Annotated in this window: 6 protein-coding genes, 2 tRNA genes and 6 rRNA genes (1 of these 14 running past the window's edge); 4 read left to right on the top strand and 10 right to left on the bottom strand. The window is 55.9% G+C overall.

Annotation, left to right across the window (positions count from 1 at the left end; genetic code table 11):
* Positions 1-55 precede the first annotated feature (55 nt).
* Together lapD and lapG are read right to left on the bottom strand one after the other, a co-directional pair.
* Positions 56-2,002 carry a cyclic di-GMP receptor LapD gene (lapD, locus tag ACSSU5_RS11385; protein WP_264310819.1) on the bottom strand — a complete coding sequence of 649 codons (1,947 nt, stop codon included), beginning with the start codon at positions 2,000-2,002 and terminating at the stop codon, positions 56-58.
* 10 nt (positions 2,003-2,012) lie between these two features.
* Positions 2,013-2,774 (bottom strand): cysteine protease LapG, encoded by a 762-nt coding sequence (lapG, locus tag ACSSU5_RS11380; protein WP_492561167.1) that lies wholly within the window; start codon positions 2,772-2,774, stop codon positions 2,013-2,015.
* A 202-nt stretch (positions 2,775-2,976) separates the two neighbouring features.
* Here lapG and ACSSU5_RS11375 point away from each other — a divergent pair, with 202 nt between their 5' ends.
* From ACSSU5_RS11375 to ACSSU5_RS11360, 4 genes are all read left to right on the top strand, one after another.
* Positions 2,977-3,666 carry a GntR family transcriptional regulator gene (locus ACSSU5_RS11375; protein WP_264310821.1) on the top strand — a complete coding sequence of 230 codons (690 nt, stop codon included), beginning with the start codon at positions 2,977-2,979 and terminating at the stop codon, positions 3,664-3,666.
* A gap of 125 nt (positions 3,667-3,791) precedes the next feature.
* On the top strand, positions 3,792-4,295 hold the full coding sequence (locus tag ACSSU5_RS11370; protein ID WP_264310822.1) for a sigma-70 family RNA polymerase sigma factor: 504 nt from the start codon (positions 3,792-3,794) through the stop codon (positions 4,293-4,295).
* On the top strand, positions 4,292-5,260 hold the full coding sequence (locus ACSSU5_RS11365) for a FecR domain-containing protein (RefSeq protein WP_492561166.1): 969 nt from the start codon (positions 4,292-4,294) through the stop codon (positions 5,258-5,260). Before ACSSU5_RS11370 ends, ACSSU5_RS11365 begins: the two co-directional genes overlap by 4 nt.
* Positions 5,261-5,428: 168 nt before the next feature.
* A complete protein-coding gene (locus ACSSU5_RS11360; protein WP_492561313.1) occupies positions 5,429-7,843 on the top strand; it encodes a TonB-dependent siderophore receptor in 2,415 nt (804 codons plus the stop codon).
* 53 nt (positions 7,844-7,896) lie between these two features.
* Here the strand turns inward: ACSSU5_RS11360 and rrf (ACSSU5_RS11355) are convergent.
* From rrf (ACSSU5_RS11355) to ACSSU5_RS11320, 8 genes are all read right to left on the bottom strand, one after another.
* Positions 7,897-8,012 (bottom strand): 5S ribosomal RNA (gene rrf / locus ACSSU5_RS11355).
* 109 nt (positions 8,013-8,121) lie between these two features.
* A 5S ribosomal RNA gene (gene rrf, locus ACSSU5_RS11350) occupies positions 8,122-8,237 on the bottom strand.
* A gap of 135 nt (positions 8,238-8,372) precedes the next feature.
* Positions 8,373-11,265, bottom strand: a 23S ribosomal RNA gene (locus ACSSU5_RS11345).
* A 237-nt stretch (positions 11,266-11,502) separates the two neighbouring features.
* Positions 11,503-11,578 (bottom strand) — tRNA-Ala (locus ACSSU5_RS11340).
* Between the two features lie 24 nt (positions 11,579-11,602).
* A tRNA-Ile gene (locus ACSSU5_RS11335) sits at positions 11,603-11,679 on the bottom strand.
* Between the two features lie 87 nt (positions 11,680-11,766).
* Positions 11,767-13,303, bottom strand: a 16S ribosomal RNA gene (locus tag ACSSU5_RS11330).
* Between the two features lie 450 nt (positions 13,304-13,753).
* Positions 13,754-13,869 (bottom strand): 5S ribosomal RNA (rrf, locus tag ACSSU5_RS11325).
* 135 nt (positions 13,870-14,004) lie between these two features.
* Positions 14,005-16,658: ribosomal RNA gene (locus tag ACSSU5_RS11320) — 23S ribosomal RNA — on the bottom strand (it continues 239 nt past the right edge of the window).
* Together the 16S, 23S and 5S rRNA genes with 2 tRNA genes alongside form the textbook arrangement of a ribosomal RNA operon.

Raw genomic sequence — 16,658 nt, 5'->3', positions numbered from 1 at the left:
CGCTGCCTGTGTAGGAGCGGCCCTTTCGCGACGCAGGGCCGCTCCTACACGGGGTTCAGCGCCAGGGCGCGGGCTCACCCACCAACTGCCCCTGAATACCGCCCACGCCCATCTCCCGTAGCACCAACCTTTCCCCTTCCGTCTCGACCCGTTCAGCAATCAACGGCAGGTCGATACTGTGTGCCGCACGCTGGATTGCCTCGATGAACAGGCGCTTGTGCTGCTCATGGTCGATGTTGCGGATGTAGCTGCCATCGATTTTCAGGTAAGCAAGGCCCAGGTGCGCCAGGTTGCCAATCATGCTGAAGCGGCCACCAAAGCGCTGCAGCGCCAGCCCGAAGCCAAGTGCGTGCAGGCGTCGGGTCAGTTGTTCCAGTGCAGACTGCTCGGGCAACTGCTCTTCGCCGATCTCGAACGTCAAGCGTGGGCCCAGCGCCGCATTCTGGCTTAGCAACTCGTACACGCGTTGCAGCGCCTTGGGGTCGGCCAAGGTTGCAGCAGACAGGTTCAGCGCCAGCATCTGATCATGGCTGCGCAAGTGAGCGAGCACCTTTTCCAGCACCAGCACATCCAGACGCGGCATCCAGCCAAAGCGCTCCAGCCAGGGCAGGAAGCGGCCGGCCGGCAGCGCCTCGCCCGGCTCATCCTGCAAGCGCGAGATGACTTTGTGGTGCAACACCCGTTGCGCTGTGCCGCAGTCCACCACCGGCTGGAAGAACAGCTCGAAATGACCGTTGAGGAATGCCTGATCGAGCCGCTCATGCCAGGCATGATGGCTATCGCCAGCCACCGCGGCCGCACCCTGTTCAAGGCACACCCAGCCCGGCGTCGGTTGGTTTTCGGCGCGGGCCAGGGCTTCGTCGGCGAGTTTCAGCAATGCCTGTGGCGCATCGCCGGGGCTGAAGGGCGCAAGGCCGATGCACGCCACCGGGTCGACATCACTGGCGCCCGTCTCGTGCAGGCTCTGTAGCGTTGCCTCCAGGGCCTGGGCGAGCTGCACCGCCTCCTCATGCACCATGCCCGGCGCCAGCACGGCGAACTCGCCGCCACGGCTACGCGAAATCAGGTCTTTGGTTTCTGGGTAGCTGGCACAGGTGCGGCGCAACTGCTCGCCCACGGCCTGCAACAGCTGATCGGTACGCTGCCCGCCCAAGCGTGCGTTGAGGCCTGCCAGCCCCTGCACCCGCAGCAACAGCAAGTAACCGGCACGCGCCTCCTCCATGTTGCTGACGCGCGTATTGAGCTGCATCTCGAAGTAACGGCGGTTAGACAAGCCGGTGAGGCTGTCCTGGTAGGACTCTGCACGCAACCGCTCACTGCGTTCGGCCTGCTCGGTGAACAGGGCCTTGAGCTTCTCGACCATCTGGTTCATCGCCTGTACCACACGGCGCAGTTCAGGTGTACGCGGCAGGTCTGGCAGGCTGAGGAATTCGCGTCGGGCGATGGCATGGGATTGCTCGACCATGTAATCCAGCGGCCGCAATTGGCGGCGCAGCAGCAAGGCACCGAGCACCGCGCTGGCAGCGCCGCACAGCAACAACCAGCCCAGGCTGCCCAACGCGCTCTGCCAGAGCTTGGCGATGGCGAACATCGGATGGCTGATCACCTCGACCCGGGCGGCCTGCTGCCATCCACGGCTGACGATGGCGTCGCCACCGGCAGCTTCAAGGCCGATAAGGTGCACGAACCAGGCTGGCACACCTCCCCGATCAGGCTCGGCATGGCGCTCCACCAGCACGGCATTGGAGCCCAGGTCGACGACCTTGATGCTCGCATAGTAGCCACTGTCGAAGATCGAACTGACCATCAGTTCGACCATCGCCGGGTCATCTATGTTTGGCGTCAACGACAGCGCCAGGGCGGTGGCTGCATCCTGGGCGTGCGAACGCAGCTGGTTGACGTACTGGCTGCGCGAGCTCTCCAGGCTGACCATGAAGCTGCCGCTGAACGCGACCACCAGGAACAGGCAAATGGCCAACAGCAATTGTTTGAACAGTGACATCTGTGCTCCTTCAGTAAACCGGCTCGGCCGGGAACCCTTCGGCCTGCATTTTTTTCAGCAAATCCTGCCAGCGTGACAGCCGCTTGGTATCGCCGACCTTCTTGTTGCCGGCAGCACCTGTCAGCCACAGCCCCTCACCATTGAAGGCGTATACCGGCAACAGGTCGGAGCGCTGGCTCGCTGGCTTGATGGCATCCATCAGGCTGTCGAGCACCAACGGTTGGGCCTGTGGGCTTGCATAATAGGTCAGCACCATGTGCGCTCGGTTCTGCCGCAACGCCTTGACGTAGGTGATACGCAGCTTTTCGCTGGGGATGCCCATGCGCCGTAGGCTGAAATACTTGGCAATAGCGTAGTCCTCGCAATCACCAGCCCCCTTGATCAAGGCCTGGACCGGCGTGGCCCAATAATCGACCTCGCGCCACAGGTCGATATCTTCGACGTAGCGCAGTTGCTGGTTGAAGAAGCGATTGACCACCTGCAGCTGCTCCAACTCACTGGCCTGCTTCTGCGTGGTCATCAGGTTCTGCCAGGCGTCGATACGCCCCTGCCCTGCGCCCAGCGGGCCATACAGGGCTTGCGACTTGCGACTGATCTGGGAAAAATCCCAATCCGCGTGCAAACCGCCCAGTAGCAAGCTACCCAGCAGCGCGGCAAGGCCGACACGTCGCACAGCGGTTTTGAACATCCAGGATATCGCCACTGCGAAGACCTGTTCAGACCAGTCGAAAGCAGCGATGGTGCGGCCTGCCAGTGCAAAAGACAATGGCACCCTGCAATCACGCCAATGGTCGGGCCATAATAACTTTATGGCTATCCCGTTCTATGTGCCGCTTCCTTTGGCAGGCGACTTCATACACCATAGCCGCGGCCTTGGGTCACCCGCTCCAGTGCGGTTGACGGTTTGACAAGCCCCCTTGCCTATTACTAGTGTCATTGGATCCAACTTTCGTTATTGTCGAGGCAGACTCCGCGTGGCCGAGAAAATCAAATTGAGCAACGTGCTGGCTAGCGAACAGCTATCCCCGCACCTGGCACGTGCCGTGATCGAAGAGCGCCTGCGCAGCGCCATTCTTGATGGTCGTCTGCCGCCAGGTACTGCTGTGCGTCAACAAGAGCTCGCTACCTTGTTCGGGGTCAGCCGCATGCCTGTGCGCGAGGCCCTGCGCCAACTCGAAGCGCAATCGCTGCTGAAAGTGGAGATGCACAAAGGGGCGGTGGTTGCGCCATTGATTGGCGAGGACGCAGTGGACACTTATGCTCTGCGTGTACTGCTCGAAAGCGAGGCGCTGCGCCAATCGGTGCCGCTGCTTGATAGCGACGACATCGCCCGAGCCCGCGGCTACATCCAGCAACTCGAAAACGAGACCCTCCACGCCGAAATCGGTCGCCTCAACCGTCTGCTCCACATGACGCTGTACAGCAAGGCGTCGAACAAGAAGTTGTTACGCCTGATCGAGAACGAGCTGAACGAGGAAGAGCGTTTTCTGCGCTTTCATCTTTCGTCCATGGGGCTGGGGAAACTCACCCAGGACGATCACAACGCCTTGGTGGACGCGGCCAGCGACAAGCTGGTGGATGAAGCCATCGCGGTGCTGGAGCGGCACTTGAACTCAGGGGCGCGTGTTATCAGGAACTACCTGGATACACAGTTGGGGCGCTAACGGTTCTGCCTGGCCTGGCCACGGGTTGCATAGCAGCCCGACATCAGACTGTTGCAAATTAGCCTTGCACCGCAAACAATGAGACTAATTATCATTCATGTCCATTGAAGCCAGCGCCCTCCTCCATGCCTTCCAATGACTCCGTGCAAACGCTCTACAGTGACCACCACGGCTGGCTGCATGCCTGGCTGCGCAGCAAGCTGGGCAATGCCGCCGATGCCGCAGACTTGGCCCAGGACACCTTCGTCCGGCTGTTGCAGCGCCGCGAGCAGGTGCAGCTCAACACGCCAAGGGCCTTCCTGTGCACCGTCGCACGTGGGCTGGTGATCGATCACTGGCGTCGTGAAGAACTGCATCGGGCTTACCTCGAAGCACTGGCTCATCTGCCTGAGGCCCTGGCGCCTTCGGCCGAAACCCGCGAAGTGTTGCTGGAACTGCTGGAGCGTATCGCGCGCATGCTCGATGGCCTCAAGCCTAAAGTGCGCCGCGCATTTTTGCTGGCCCAATGCGAGGGGCTGAAGCATCAGGCCATTGCCGAGCAGATGGGTATCTCCGTACGCACCGTGGAGCGCTATATCGCGGATGCGCTCTACCATTGCTACCTGCTGCGCTTCGAAGACGAGCGATGACAGCCGCCGCCCCTTCGGCCAAAACAGTCAAGCAGGCCATTCAGTGGATGCTCAGGCTGCGCGAGAGCGGCAATAGCCCCGCACTGCAGCATCAATGCGAGCAGTGGCGTAGCGCGCGACACGAACACGAGCTGGCGTGGCAGCGGGTGGTTCATCTGCATCACGACCTTGACCTGCGCGCTATCCCCGGCGCGGGGGTTGCCCTGCAGACCCTGGAAACCAGCCAACGACGCCTGCACCGCCGCCAGGCGCTCAAATTGCTTGGCGGTGCTGCCCTGGCGGGCACTGCTGCATGGCTGGCCAAAGACCTCGATAGTGTCAGCGTGTGGGCCTCGGACTACGCTACTGCCACTGGTGAACGGCGCAGCTTCCGCCTGCCCGATGGCTCGCTGATGCAACTGAATACGCGCAGTGCCGTGGACCTGGCCTTTGACGATCAGCAGCGTTTGATCCGCCTCAAGCAAGGGGAGTTGATGCTCACCTGCAGCGAGGCGCCGAATCCGCCACGCCCCCTGTTGGTACAGACGCAACACGCCCTGCTCGAAGGTCTCAATGGGCGCTTTGTGGTACGGCAGGATATCGACTGCACACGGGTCAGCGTCAGCCAGGGCAATGTGGCGATCCACCGGCCGGGGAATGGCCAGGTGCAGTGGATCACCAGCGGTCAAGACTGGCGCCTGGACGTAAACAGTGCACAACGCCTGGACCGCGTGGCCATGGACCCGGCGGCCTGGAGCGAAGGGCTGATCGTGACCCGCGACATGCGCTTGCGCGATTTTCTTCAGCAGGTGAGCCGTTATCGCAACGGCTACTTGGGCTGCAACGATGATATTGCCGATCTGCGCCTGTCAGGTGTATTCCGTCTCCAGGACCCTGAACAACTGCTGCAACTGCTGCCCCAAACGCTGCCTGTGAGGCTTCGCCAACGCACGCGCTGGTGGATTCGCGTTGAGCACATTGCCTGACTTCACCCACGTGCTGATTTTTTGGCGGGATTTGGGCGCCGATCCGGCTAGGACAGTAAGCAACGCCTTCTGCCCTCCCCTTTAATGGACTCATTCATGCCCATCGCCTCAACACCCGCACGCCCATCCAACGCGAATGATTTTCGACCTGTCTTGAATTCAGCCAGCCTGCGCAAAGCCGTACGGGCAGCCCTGTTCGGCACCGCCCTGGGCATGACCGCCCTGCCGCTTCAAGCCCTGGCCGCCGAGGCCTCTCAGGCAAGCCAGCAGTATGCGATCCCGGCCGGCCAATTGAACGATGTGCTCAACCAGTTTGCCCGCCAGACGGGGATCACCTTATCGAGCACACCGCAATTGACCAGCGGGCTGCAATCCAGTGGCCTGCAAGGGCATTACTCGCCCGAACAGGCTCTGCGCCAACTGCTCAATGGCAGCGGCCTGGAAGCCGTCAGCCAAGGTGGGCGCAGCTATGTGTTGCGGGCACTGCCTGAGGGTGCCGCGCTGTCGCTGCCAGACACCGACATCCGCAGCTTCAGCCTTGGCAATGCCCTGGGCAGCATGGACGGCTATAACGCTACGCACAGCCAGGTTGCGACCAAGACCAGCATGCCACTGGTGGAAACCTCGCAATCAGTCTCGGTGGTGACCCGCCAGCAAATGGATGATCAGGGCTCGCAGACCGTCGCCCAGGCCATGCGTTATACCCCAGGGGTACTGACCAACCCCTATGGCGCTACGCACCGCTACGACTATGTGGCCATGCGTGGTTTCAATGATGGTTCGGTGGACAACATCTACGTCGATGGCCTGAAGTCCATGGGTGACAACGGCACCTACAGCACCATGCAGGTGGACCCTTACTTCCTTGAACGCATCGACATCCTCAAAGGGCCCTCTTCGGTCCTTTATGGCCGCAGCTCCCCTGGGGGGCTGGTGGCATTGACCACCAAGAAGCCCCTGTTTACCCCTTTCCATCAGATCCAGGCCACTGTGGGCACCCAGGGCCAGCGTGGCATGGGTTTCGACTTCAGCGGCCCGGTATATGACGACAAACGTATCGCCTATCGTCTGACAGGCCTGGCGGATAGCTCAGACACCCAGTTCGACCACAGCAAGGAAGAACGCTACGCCATCGCTCCGGCTATCAGCATCGACTTCACCGAAGACACCTCACTGACGCTGCAGGCGTATCTGCAGCACGACCCCAATGGCGGCTACCACGGCGGTAACCCGGCGGACGGCATGCTGCACAAGCGCAACGGGCTGCGCCTGTCAGACCACTTCTTTGAGGGCGAACCCGGGGTCGACAACTACGAACGCACACAGCAGTCGTTCAGCTACCAGTTCGAGCACCGCTTCAACGACGTGTTCACCGCCCGGCAGAACTTCCGCTACCAGGACTCTGACGTCTCGATGGACCAGGTGTATTCGGCCGGCTGGGCGGATGCCGACAGCAACATCCTCAACCGCGCCTATACCGGCGGTGACGAGCGCCTGCATTCGTACATCATCGATAACATGCTGCAGGCAGAGTTCTTCACCGGCGCGGCCAAGCATACCTTGCTGCTTGGCACCGACTATCAGCGCCGCAAGGCGGACGTTGAATGGCGTTACGGCACAGTCGATTCGCTGGATGCGGGCAACCCTCAATACGGCAATGGCAACCTGCAGGTGCTCGGTGAAAACCGCTATCAGCGCCGTCTGCAGCAAACAGGTGTGTACTTGCAGGACCTGGTCGAGCTGGACCAATGGCGCTTCTCGTTGGGGCTGCGCCAGGACTGGGTGAAAGTCTCTGAGGAGAACCGTGACAGCAACACCAAGGTCAACGACCAGCGTACCAAGTTCACCACTCGGGCGGGTGTGCTGTATCTGTTCGAGAACGGTATGGCGCCTTATGTCAGCTACTCGGAGTCGTTCAACCCCAATACCGTTTCTGACCAGGATGGCCGCCCGCTGGCTCCGACCGAGGGCACTCAGTGGGAGGCGGGTATCAAGTATCAACCACCAGGCAGTGACAACCTGTTCACCGCATCGGTATTCCGGATCGAGCAAGAGAACCTGGCATCCAAGCAGCCGAACGAGGAGTTCTATCGCCCCGTGGGTGAAGTTCGCTCACAAGGGCTGGAATTGGAGGCCCATGTTCAGGTGACCGATAACCTCAAGCTGCTGGGCGGCTACACCTTTACCGACATCGAGTATTCCAAGACGATGCCGAGCCTGGTGGCCCCCAGCCTGGACAACAAGGGTCATTCACCTACCCAGGCACCCAAGCAGATGTTTTCACTGTGGGCTGATTACAACTTCCGTCAGGGAGCGCTGGACGGCCTGCGACTGGGCGGCGGGGTGCGGTATGTGGGGTACAGCTGGGTGGATGCGGAAAACAGCATGAAGGTGCCTTCCTACACGCTATTTGACGCTTCCATCGGCTATGACCTGGGCAAGGTCGGCCTGACGGGGGTGGATGTGCGCCTGAACGCCAACAACCTCACCAACGAAAGCTACATCACCTCATGTGCCAGCCTGAACTACTGCTACATGGGTGAAGAGCGAAACGTAAGCGCTACGGTCAGCTATCAGTTCTGACCGGAAAAGACAAAGCCCCTGTCTGCATCGCAGACAGGGGCTTTGGGTTTGAATCTTGACGATGACCTACTCTCACATGGGGAAACCCCACACTACCATCGGCGATGCATCGTTTCACTGCTGAGTTCGGGATGGGATCAGGTGGTTCCAATGCTCTATGGTCGTCAAGAAATTCTGTATGCCGACCCGTCTTCAAGACGTGCCCGCGAATTTCTATGGCTTCTACTTAAAGACAAAACCCCTACCTGCTCACGCAGATAGGGGTTTTGCGAAATGAATCTTGACGATGACCTACTCTCACATGGGGAAACCCCACACTACCATCGGCGATGCATCGTTTCACTACTGAGTTCGGGATGGGATCAGGTGGTTCCAATGCTCTATGGTCGTCAAGAAATTCTGTAGCCAGAGTGTCCAGATGGACAGCCCAGCGAATTCGGATATGCGATATTTGTGGTTACGAATTTTCGGTTATTTCGTCTTCACCACCACAATTCGGCGTCTTACGCTCAAATTGCTTGGGTGTTATATGGTCAAGCCTCACGGGCAATTAGTATTGGTTAGCTCAACGCCTCACAGCGCTTACACACCCAACCTATCAACGTCGTAGTCTTCGACGGCCCTTTAGGGGATTCAAGATCCCAGTGAGATCTCATCTTGAGGCAAGTTTCCCGCTTAGATGCTTTCAGCGGTTATCTCTTCCGAACATAGCTACCCGGCAATGCCACTGGCGTGACAACCGGAACACCAGAGGTTCGTCCACTCCGGTCCTCTCGTACTAGGAGCAGCCCCTCTCAAATCTCAAACGTCCACGGCAGATAGGGACCGAACTGTCTCACGACGTTCTAAACCCAGCTCGCGTACCACTTTAAATGGCGAACAGCCATACCCTTGGGACCGGCTTCAGCCCCAGGATGTGATGAGCCGACATCGAGGTGCCAAACACCGCCGTCGATATGAACTCTTGGGCGGTATCAGCCTGTTATCCCCGGAGTACCTTTTATCCGTTGAGCGATGGCCCTTCCATACAGAACCACCGGATCACTAAGACCTACTTTCGTACCTGCTCGACGTGTTTGTCTCGCAGTCAAGCGCGCTTTTGCCTTTATACTCTACGACCGATTTCCGACCGGTCTGAGCGCACCTTCGTACTCCTCCGTTACTCTTTGGGAGGAGACCGCCCCAGTCAAACTACCCACCATACACTGTCCTCGATCCGGATAACGGACCTGAGTTAGAACCTCAAAGTTGCCAGGGTGGTATTTCAAGGATGGCTCCATGAGAACTGGCGTCCCCACTTCAAAGCCTCCCACCTATCCTACACAAGCAAATTCAAAGTCCAGTGCAAAGCTATAGTAAAGGTTCACGGGGTCTTTCCGTCTAGCCGCGGATACACTGCATCTTCACAGCGATTTCAATTTCACTGAGTCTCGGGTGGAGACAGCGCCGCCATCGTTACGCCATTCGTGCAGGTCGGAACTTACCCGACAAGGAATTTCGCTACCTTAGGACCGTTATAGTTACGGCCGCCGTTTACCGGGGCTTCGATCAAGAGCTTCGCTTGCGCTAACCCCATCAATTAACCTTCCGGCACCGGGCAGGCGTCACACCCTATACGTCCACTTTCGTGTTTGCAGAGTGCTGTGTTTTTAATAAACAGTCGCAGCGGCCTGGTATCTTCGACCGGCATGGGCTTACGGAGCAAGTCCTTAACCCTCGCCGGCGCACCTTCTCCCGAAGTTACGGTGCCATTTTGCCTAGTTCCTTCACCCGAGTTCTCTCAAGCGCCTTGGTATTCTCTACCTAACCACCTGTGTCGGTTTGGGGTACGGTTCCCAGTTATCTGAAGCTTAGGAGCTTTTCTTGGAAGCATGGCATCAACCACTTCGTCGCCTAAAGGCAACTCGTCATCAGCTCTCGGCCTTAAGATCCCGGATTTGCCTAAGATCTCAGCCTACCACCTTAAACTTGGACAACCAACGCCAAGCTGGCCTAGCCTTCTCCGTCCCTCCATCGCAATAACTGGAAGTACAGGAATATTAACCTGTTTTCCATCGACTACGCTTTTCAGCCTCGCCTTAGGGACCGACTAACCCTGCGTCGATTAACGTTGCGCAGGAAACCTTGGTCTTTCGGCGTGGGAGTTTTTCACTCCCATTGTCGTTACTCATGTCAGCATTCGCACTTCTGATACCTCCAGCAAGCTTCTCAACTCACCTTCACAGGCTTACAGAACGCTCCTCTACCGCATCACCAAAAGGTGATACCCGTAGCTTCGGTGCATGGTTTGAGCCCCGTTACATCTTCCGCGCAGGCCGACTCGACTAGTGAGCTATTACGCTTTCTTTAAAGGGTGGCTGCTTCTAAGCCAACCTCCTAGCTGTCTAAGCCTTCCCACATCGTTTCCCACTTAACCATGACTTTGGGACCTTAGCTGACGGTCTGGGTTGTTTCCCTTTTCACGACGGACGTTAGCACCCGCCGTGTGTCTCCCATGCTCGGCACTTGTAGGTATTCGGAGTTTGCATCGGTTTGGTAAGTCGGGATGACCCCCTAGCCGAAACAGTGCTCTACCCCCTACAGTGATACATGAGGCGCTACCTAAATAGCTTTCGAGGAGAACCAGCTATCTCCGAGCTTGATTAGCCTTTCACTCCGATCCACAGGTCATCCGCTAACTTTTCAACGGTAGTCGGTTCGGTCCTCCAGTCAGTGTTACCTAACCTTCAACCTGCCCATGGATAGATCGCCCGGTTTCGGGTCTATACCCAGCGACTAAACGCCCTATTAAGACTCGCTTTCGCTACGCCTCCCCTATTCGGTTAAGCTCGCCACTGAATATAAGTCGCTGACCCATTATACAAAAGGTACGCAGTCACCTAACAAAGTAGGCTCCCACTGCTTGTACGCATACGGTTTCAGGATCTATTTCACTCCCCTCTCCGGGGTTCTTTTCGCCTTTCCCTCACGGTACTAGTTCACTATCGGTCAGTCAGTAGTATTTAGCCTTGGAGGATGGTCCCCCCATATTCAGACAAAGTTTCTCGTGCTCCGTCCTACTCGATTTCATTGATAAGAGATTTTCGTGTACGGGGCTATCACCCACTATGGCCGCACTTTCCAGAGCGTTCCACTAATCTCAAACCAACTTAAGGGCTGGTCCCCGTTCGCTCGCCACTACTAAGGGAATCTCGGTTGATTTCTTTTCCTCAGGGTACTTAGATGTTTCAGTTCCCCTGGTTCGCCTCTTGCACCTATGTATTCAGTACAAGATACTCAGCTTATGCTGAGTGGGTTCCCCCATTCAGAGATCTCTGGATCACAGTCTGTTTGCCGACTCCCCAAAGCTTATCGCAGGCTACCACGTCTTTCATCGCCTCTGACTGCCAAGGCATCCACCGTATGCGCTTCTTCACTTGACCATATAACCCCAAGCAATCTGGTTATACTGTGAAGACGACATTCGCCGAAAATTCGTTTTGCTCTTTCGAGCCCACAAATTTTACCTTAGCCTGATCCACTACCAGTGAAAGTAGTGTTCAGTCTATTTCTATCACATATCCGAATTTTTAAAGAACGATCTGACAAAAGTCAGAAATCAACATTCATTAACGAATGTTCATTTCTAAGTTCTGACAAGCTACTGCTTACGGCGAAAGTGGTGGAGCCAAGCGGGATCGAACCGCTGACCTCCTGCGTGCAAGGCAGGCGCTCTCCCAGCTGAGCTATGGCCCCGTATTCTACGGCTGAACCATGTAATGGTAGGTCTGGGCAGATTTGAACTGCCGACCTCACCCTTATCAGGGGTGCGCTCTAACCAACTGAGCTACAGACCTATAACAGGGTCGCGTTACAGCATCGTCTTTATACAAGTGAATCAAGCAATTCGTGTGGGAGCTCATCAGCAGGCTGATGTCGTCGATTAAGGAGGTGATCCAGCCGCAGGTTCCCCTACGGCTACCTTGTTACGACTTCACCCCAGTCATGAATCACACCGTGGTAACCGTCCTCCCGAAGGTTAGACTAGCTACTTCTGGTGCAACCCACTCCCATGGTGTGACGGGCGGTGTGTACAAGGCCCGGGAACGTATTCACCGCGACATTCTGATTCGCGATTACTAGCGATTCCGACTTCACGCAGTCGAGTTGCAGACTGCGATCCGGACTACGATCGGTTTTGTGAGATTAGCTCCACCTCGCGGCTTGGCAACCCTCTGTACCGACCATTGTAGCACGTGTGTAGCCCAGGCCGTAAGGGCCATGATGACTTGACGTCATCCCCACCTTCCTCCGGTTTGTCACCGGCAGTCTCCTTAGAGTGCCCACCATAACGTGCTGGTAACTAAGGACAAGGGTTGCGCTCGTTACGGGACTTAACCCAACATCTCACGACACGAGCTGACGACAGCCATGCAGCACCTGTGTCAGAGTTCCCGAAGGCACCAATCTATCTCTAGAAAGTTCTCTGCATGTCAAGGCCTGGTAAGGTTCTTCGCGTTGCTTCGAATTAAACCACATGCTCCACCGCTTGTGCGGGCCCCCGTCAATTCATTTGAGTTTTAACCTTGCGGCCGTACTCCCCAGGCGGTCAACTTAATGCGTTAGCTGCGCCACTAAAATCTCAAGGATTCCAACGGCTAGTTGACATCGTTTACGGCGTGGACTACCAGGGTATCTAATCCTGTTTGCTCCCCACGCTTTCGCACCTCAGTGTCAGTATCAGTCCAGGTGGTCGCCTTCGCCACTGGTGTTCCTTCCTATATCTACGCATTTCACCGCTACACAGGAAATTCCACCACCCTCTACCGTACTCTAGCTTGCCAGTTTTGGATGCAGTTCCCAGGTTGAGCCCGGGGCTTTCACATTCAACTTAACAAACCACCTACGCGCGCTTTACGCCCAGTAATTCCGATTAACGCTTGCACCCTCTGTATTACCGCGGCTGCTGGCACAGAGTTAGCCGGTGCTTATTCTGTCGGTAACGTCAAAACAGCAAGGTATTCGCTTACTGCCCTTCCTCCCAACTTAAAGTGCTTTACAATCCGAAGACCTTCTTCACACACGCGGCATGGCTGGATCAGGCTTTCGCCCATTGTCCAATATTCCCCACTGCTGCCTCCCGTAGGAGTCTGGACCGTGTCTCAGTTCCAGTGTGACTGATCATCCTCTCAGACCAGTTACGGATCGTCGCCTTGGTGAGCCATTACCCCACCAACTAGCTAATCCGACCTAGGCTCATCTGATAGCGCAAGGCCCGAAGGTCCCCTGCTTTCTCCCGTAGGACGTATGCGGTATTAGCGTTCCTTTCGAAACGTTGTCCCCCACTACCAGGCAGATTCCTAGGCATTACTCACCCGTCCGCCGCTGAATCGAAGAGCAAGCTCTTCTCATCCGCTCGACTTGCATGTGTTAGGCCTGCCGCCAGCGTTCAATCTGAGCCATGATCAAACTCTTCAGTTCAATACTGCTTGGGTTTTTAAGAAACCCTAAACTTGGCTCAGCAATCTCAAATGACTATGTGATTTCTCGCATGGTCACTTGTGATGCTGATAATCTTTGTGACTATCAGTCCATACTCACAAGCACCCACACGAATTGCTTGATTCAATTTGTTAAAGAGCGTTTGGTTAAGAGCTTTTCGTCTCAACCGAGGCGCGCATTCTACGCTTTCCTCAGAGCCTGTCAAGTGTTTATTTTGAAGTTTCTTTCGAGAATCTCGTTTAGCTTCAAACACTTAACTCGCTGCGATCTCTCGTAGCGGGAGGCGAATAATACAGCATTCAAAAACGCTGTCAACCACCTTTTTGCCGCTGCTGAGCGGTCATTCAACCTGGTCAGCAAGAAGCTTGAGCTTCTACTTAAAGACAAAACCCCTACCTGCTCACGCAGATAGGGGTTTTGCGAAATGAATCTTGACGATGACCTACTCTCACATGGGGAAACCCCACACTACCATCGGCGATGCATCGTTTCACTACTGAGTTCGGGATGGGATCAGGTGGTTCCAATGCTCTATGGTCGTCAAGAAATTCTGTAGCCAGAGTGTCCAGATGGACAGCCCAGCGAATTCGGATATGCGATATTTGTGGTTACGAATTTTCGGTTATTTCGTCTTCACCACCACAATTCGGCGTCTTACGCTCAAATTGCTTGGGTGTTATATGGTCAAGCCTCACGGGCAATTAGTATTGGTTAGCTCAACGCCTCACAGCGCTTACACACCCAACCTATCAACGTCGTAGTCTTCGACGGCCCTTTAGGGGATTCAAGATCCCAGTGAGATCTCATCTTGAGGCAAGTTTCCCGCTTAGATGCTTTCAGCGGTTATCTCTTCCGAACATAGCTACCCGGCAATGCCACTGGCGTGACAACCGGAACACCAGAGGTTCGTCCACTCCGGTCCTCTCGTACTAGGAGCAGCCCCTCTCAAATCTCAAACGTCCACGGCAGATAGGGACCGAACTGTCTCACGACGTTCTAAACCCAGCTCGCGTACCACTTTAAATGGCGAACAGCCATACCCTTGGGACCGGCTTCAGCCCCAGGATGTGATGAGCCGACATCGAGGTGCCAAACACCGCCGTCGATATGAACTCTTGGGCGGTATCAGCCTGTTATCCCCGGAGTACCTTTTATCCGTTGAGCGATGGCCCTTCCATACAGAACCACCGGATCACTAAGACCTACTTTCGTACCTGCTCGACGTGTTTGTCTCGCAGTCAAGCGCGCTTTTGCCTTTATACTCTACGACCGATTTCCGACCGGTCTGAGCGCACCTTCGTACTCCTCCGTTACTCTTTGGGAGGAGACCGCCCCAGTCAAACTACCCACCATACACTGTCCTCGATCCGGATAACGGACCTGAGTTAGAACCTCAAAGTTGCCAGGGTGGTATTTCAAGGATGGCTCCATGAGAACTGGCGTCCCCACTTCAAAGCCTCCCACCTATCCTACACAAGCAAATTCAAAGTCCAGTGCAAAGCTATAGTAAAGGTTCACGGGGTCTTTCCGTCTAGCCGCGGATACACTGCATCTTCACAGCGATTTCAATTTCACTGAGTCTCGGGTGGAGACAGCGCCGCCATCGTTACGCCATTCGTGCAGGTCGGAACTTACCCGACAAGGAATTTCGCTACCTTAGGACCGTTATAGTTACGGCCGCCGTTTACCGGGGCTTCGATCAAGAGCTTCGCTTGCGCTAACCCCATCAATTAACCTTCCGGCACCGGGCAGGCGTCACACCCTATACGTCCACTTTCGTGTTTGCAGAGTGCTGTGTTTTTAATAAACAGTCGCAGCGGCCTGGTATCTTCGACCGGCATGGGCTTACGGAGCAAGTCCTTAACCCTCGCCGGCGCACCTTCTCCCGAAGTTACGGTGCCATTTTGCCTAGTTCCTTCACCCGAGTTCTCTCAAGCGCCTTGGTATTCTCTACCTAACCACCTGTGTCGGTTTGGGGTACGGTTCCCAGTTATCTGAAGCTTAGGAGCTTTTCTTGGAAGCATGGCATCAACCACTTCGTCGCCTAAAGGCAACTCGTCATCAGCTCTCGGCCTTAAGATCCCGGATTTGCCTAAGATCTCAGCCTACCACCTTAAACTTGGACAACCAACGCCAAGCTGGCCTAGCCTTCTCCGTCCCTCCATCGCAATAACTGGAAGTACAGGAATATTAACCTGTTTTCCATCGACTACGCTTTTCAGCCTCGCCTTAGGGACCGACTAACCCTGCGTCGATTAACGTTGCGCAGGAAACCTTGGTCTTTCGGCGTGGGAGTTTTTCACTCCCATTGTCGTTACTCATGTCAGCATTCGCACTTCTGATACCTCCAGCAAGCTTCTCAACTCACCTTCACAGGCTTACAGAACGCTCCTCTACCGCATCACCAAAAGGTGATACCCGTAGCTTCGGTGCATGGTTTGAGCCCCGTTACATCTTCCGCGCAGGCCGACTCGACTAGTGAGCTATTACGCTTTCTTTAAAGGGTGGCTGCTTCTAAGCCAACCTCCTAGCTGTCTAAGCCTTCCCACATCGTTTCCCACTTAACCATGACTTTGGGACCTTAGCTGACGGTCTGGGTTGTTTCCCTTTTCACGACGGACGTTAGCACCCGCCGTGTGTCTCCCATGCTCGGCACTTGTAGGTATTCGGAGTTTGCATCGGTTTGGTAAGTCGGGATGACCCCCTAGCCGAAACAGTGCTCTACCCCCTACAGTGATACATGAGGCGCTACCTAAATAGCTTTCGAGGAGAACCAGCTATCTCCGAGCTTGATTAGCCTTTCACTCCGATCCACAGGTCATCCGCTAACTTTTCAACGGTAGTCGGTTCGGTCCTCCAGTCAGTGTTACCTAACCTTCAACCTGCCCATGGATAGATCGCCCGGTTTCGGGTCTATACCCAGCGACTAAACGCCCTATTAAGACTCGCTTTCGCTACGCCTCCCCTATTCGGTTAAGCTCGCCACTGAATATAAGTCGCTGACCCATTATACAAAAGGTACGCAGTCACCTAACAAAGTAGGCTCCCACTGCTTGTACGCATACGGTTTCAGGATCTATTTCACTCCCCTCTCCGGGGTTCTTTTCGCCTTTCCCTCACGGTACTAGTTCACTATCGGTCAGTCAGTAGTATTTAGCCTTGGAGGATGGTCCCCCCATATTCAGACAAAGTTTCTCGTGCTCCGTCCTACTCGATTTCATTGATAAGAGATTTTCGTGTACGGGGCTATCACCCACTATGGCCGCACTTTCCAGAGCGTTCCACTAATCTCAAACCAACTTAAGGGCTGGTCCCCGTTCGCTCGCCACTACTA

This window comes from Pseudomonas sp. E1MeOHC2, from assembly GCF_058745025.1.
Note: the sequence above shows the minus strand (reverse complement) of the source record. Positions and strands in the feature narration are given on the sequence as shown.

What these genes read in the sequence shown, in the direction of transcription:
- lapD (WP_264310819.1), bottom strand. Translation starts at nt 2,002, where the DNA reads ATGTCACTGTTCAAACAATTGCTGTTGGCCATTTGCCTGTTCCTGGTG.
- ACSSU5_RS11370 (WP_264310822.1), top strand. Translation starts at nt 3,792, where the DNA reads ATGCCTTCCAATGACTCCGTGCAAACGCTCTACAGTGACCACCACGGC.
- ACSSU5_RS11365 (WP_492561166.1), top strand. Translation starts at nt 4,292, where the DNA reads ATGACAGCCGCCGCCCCTTCGGCCAAAACAGTCAAGCAGGCCATTCAG.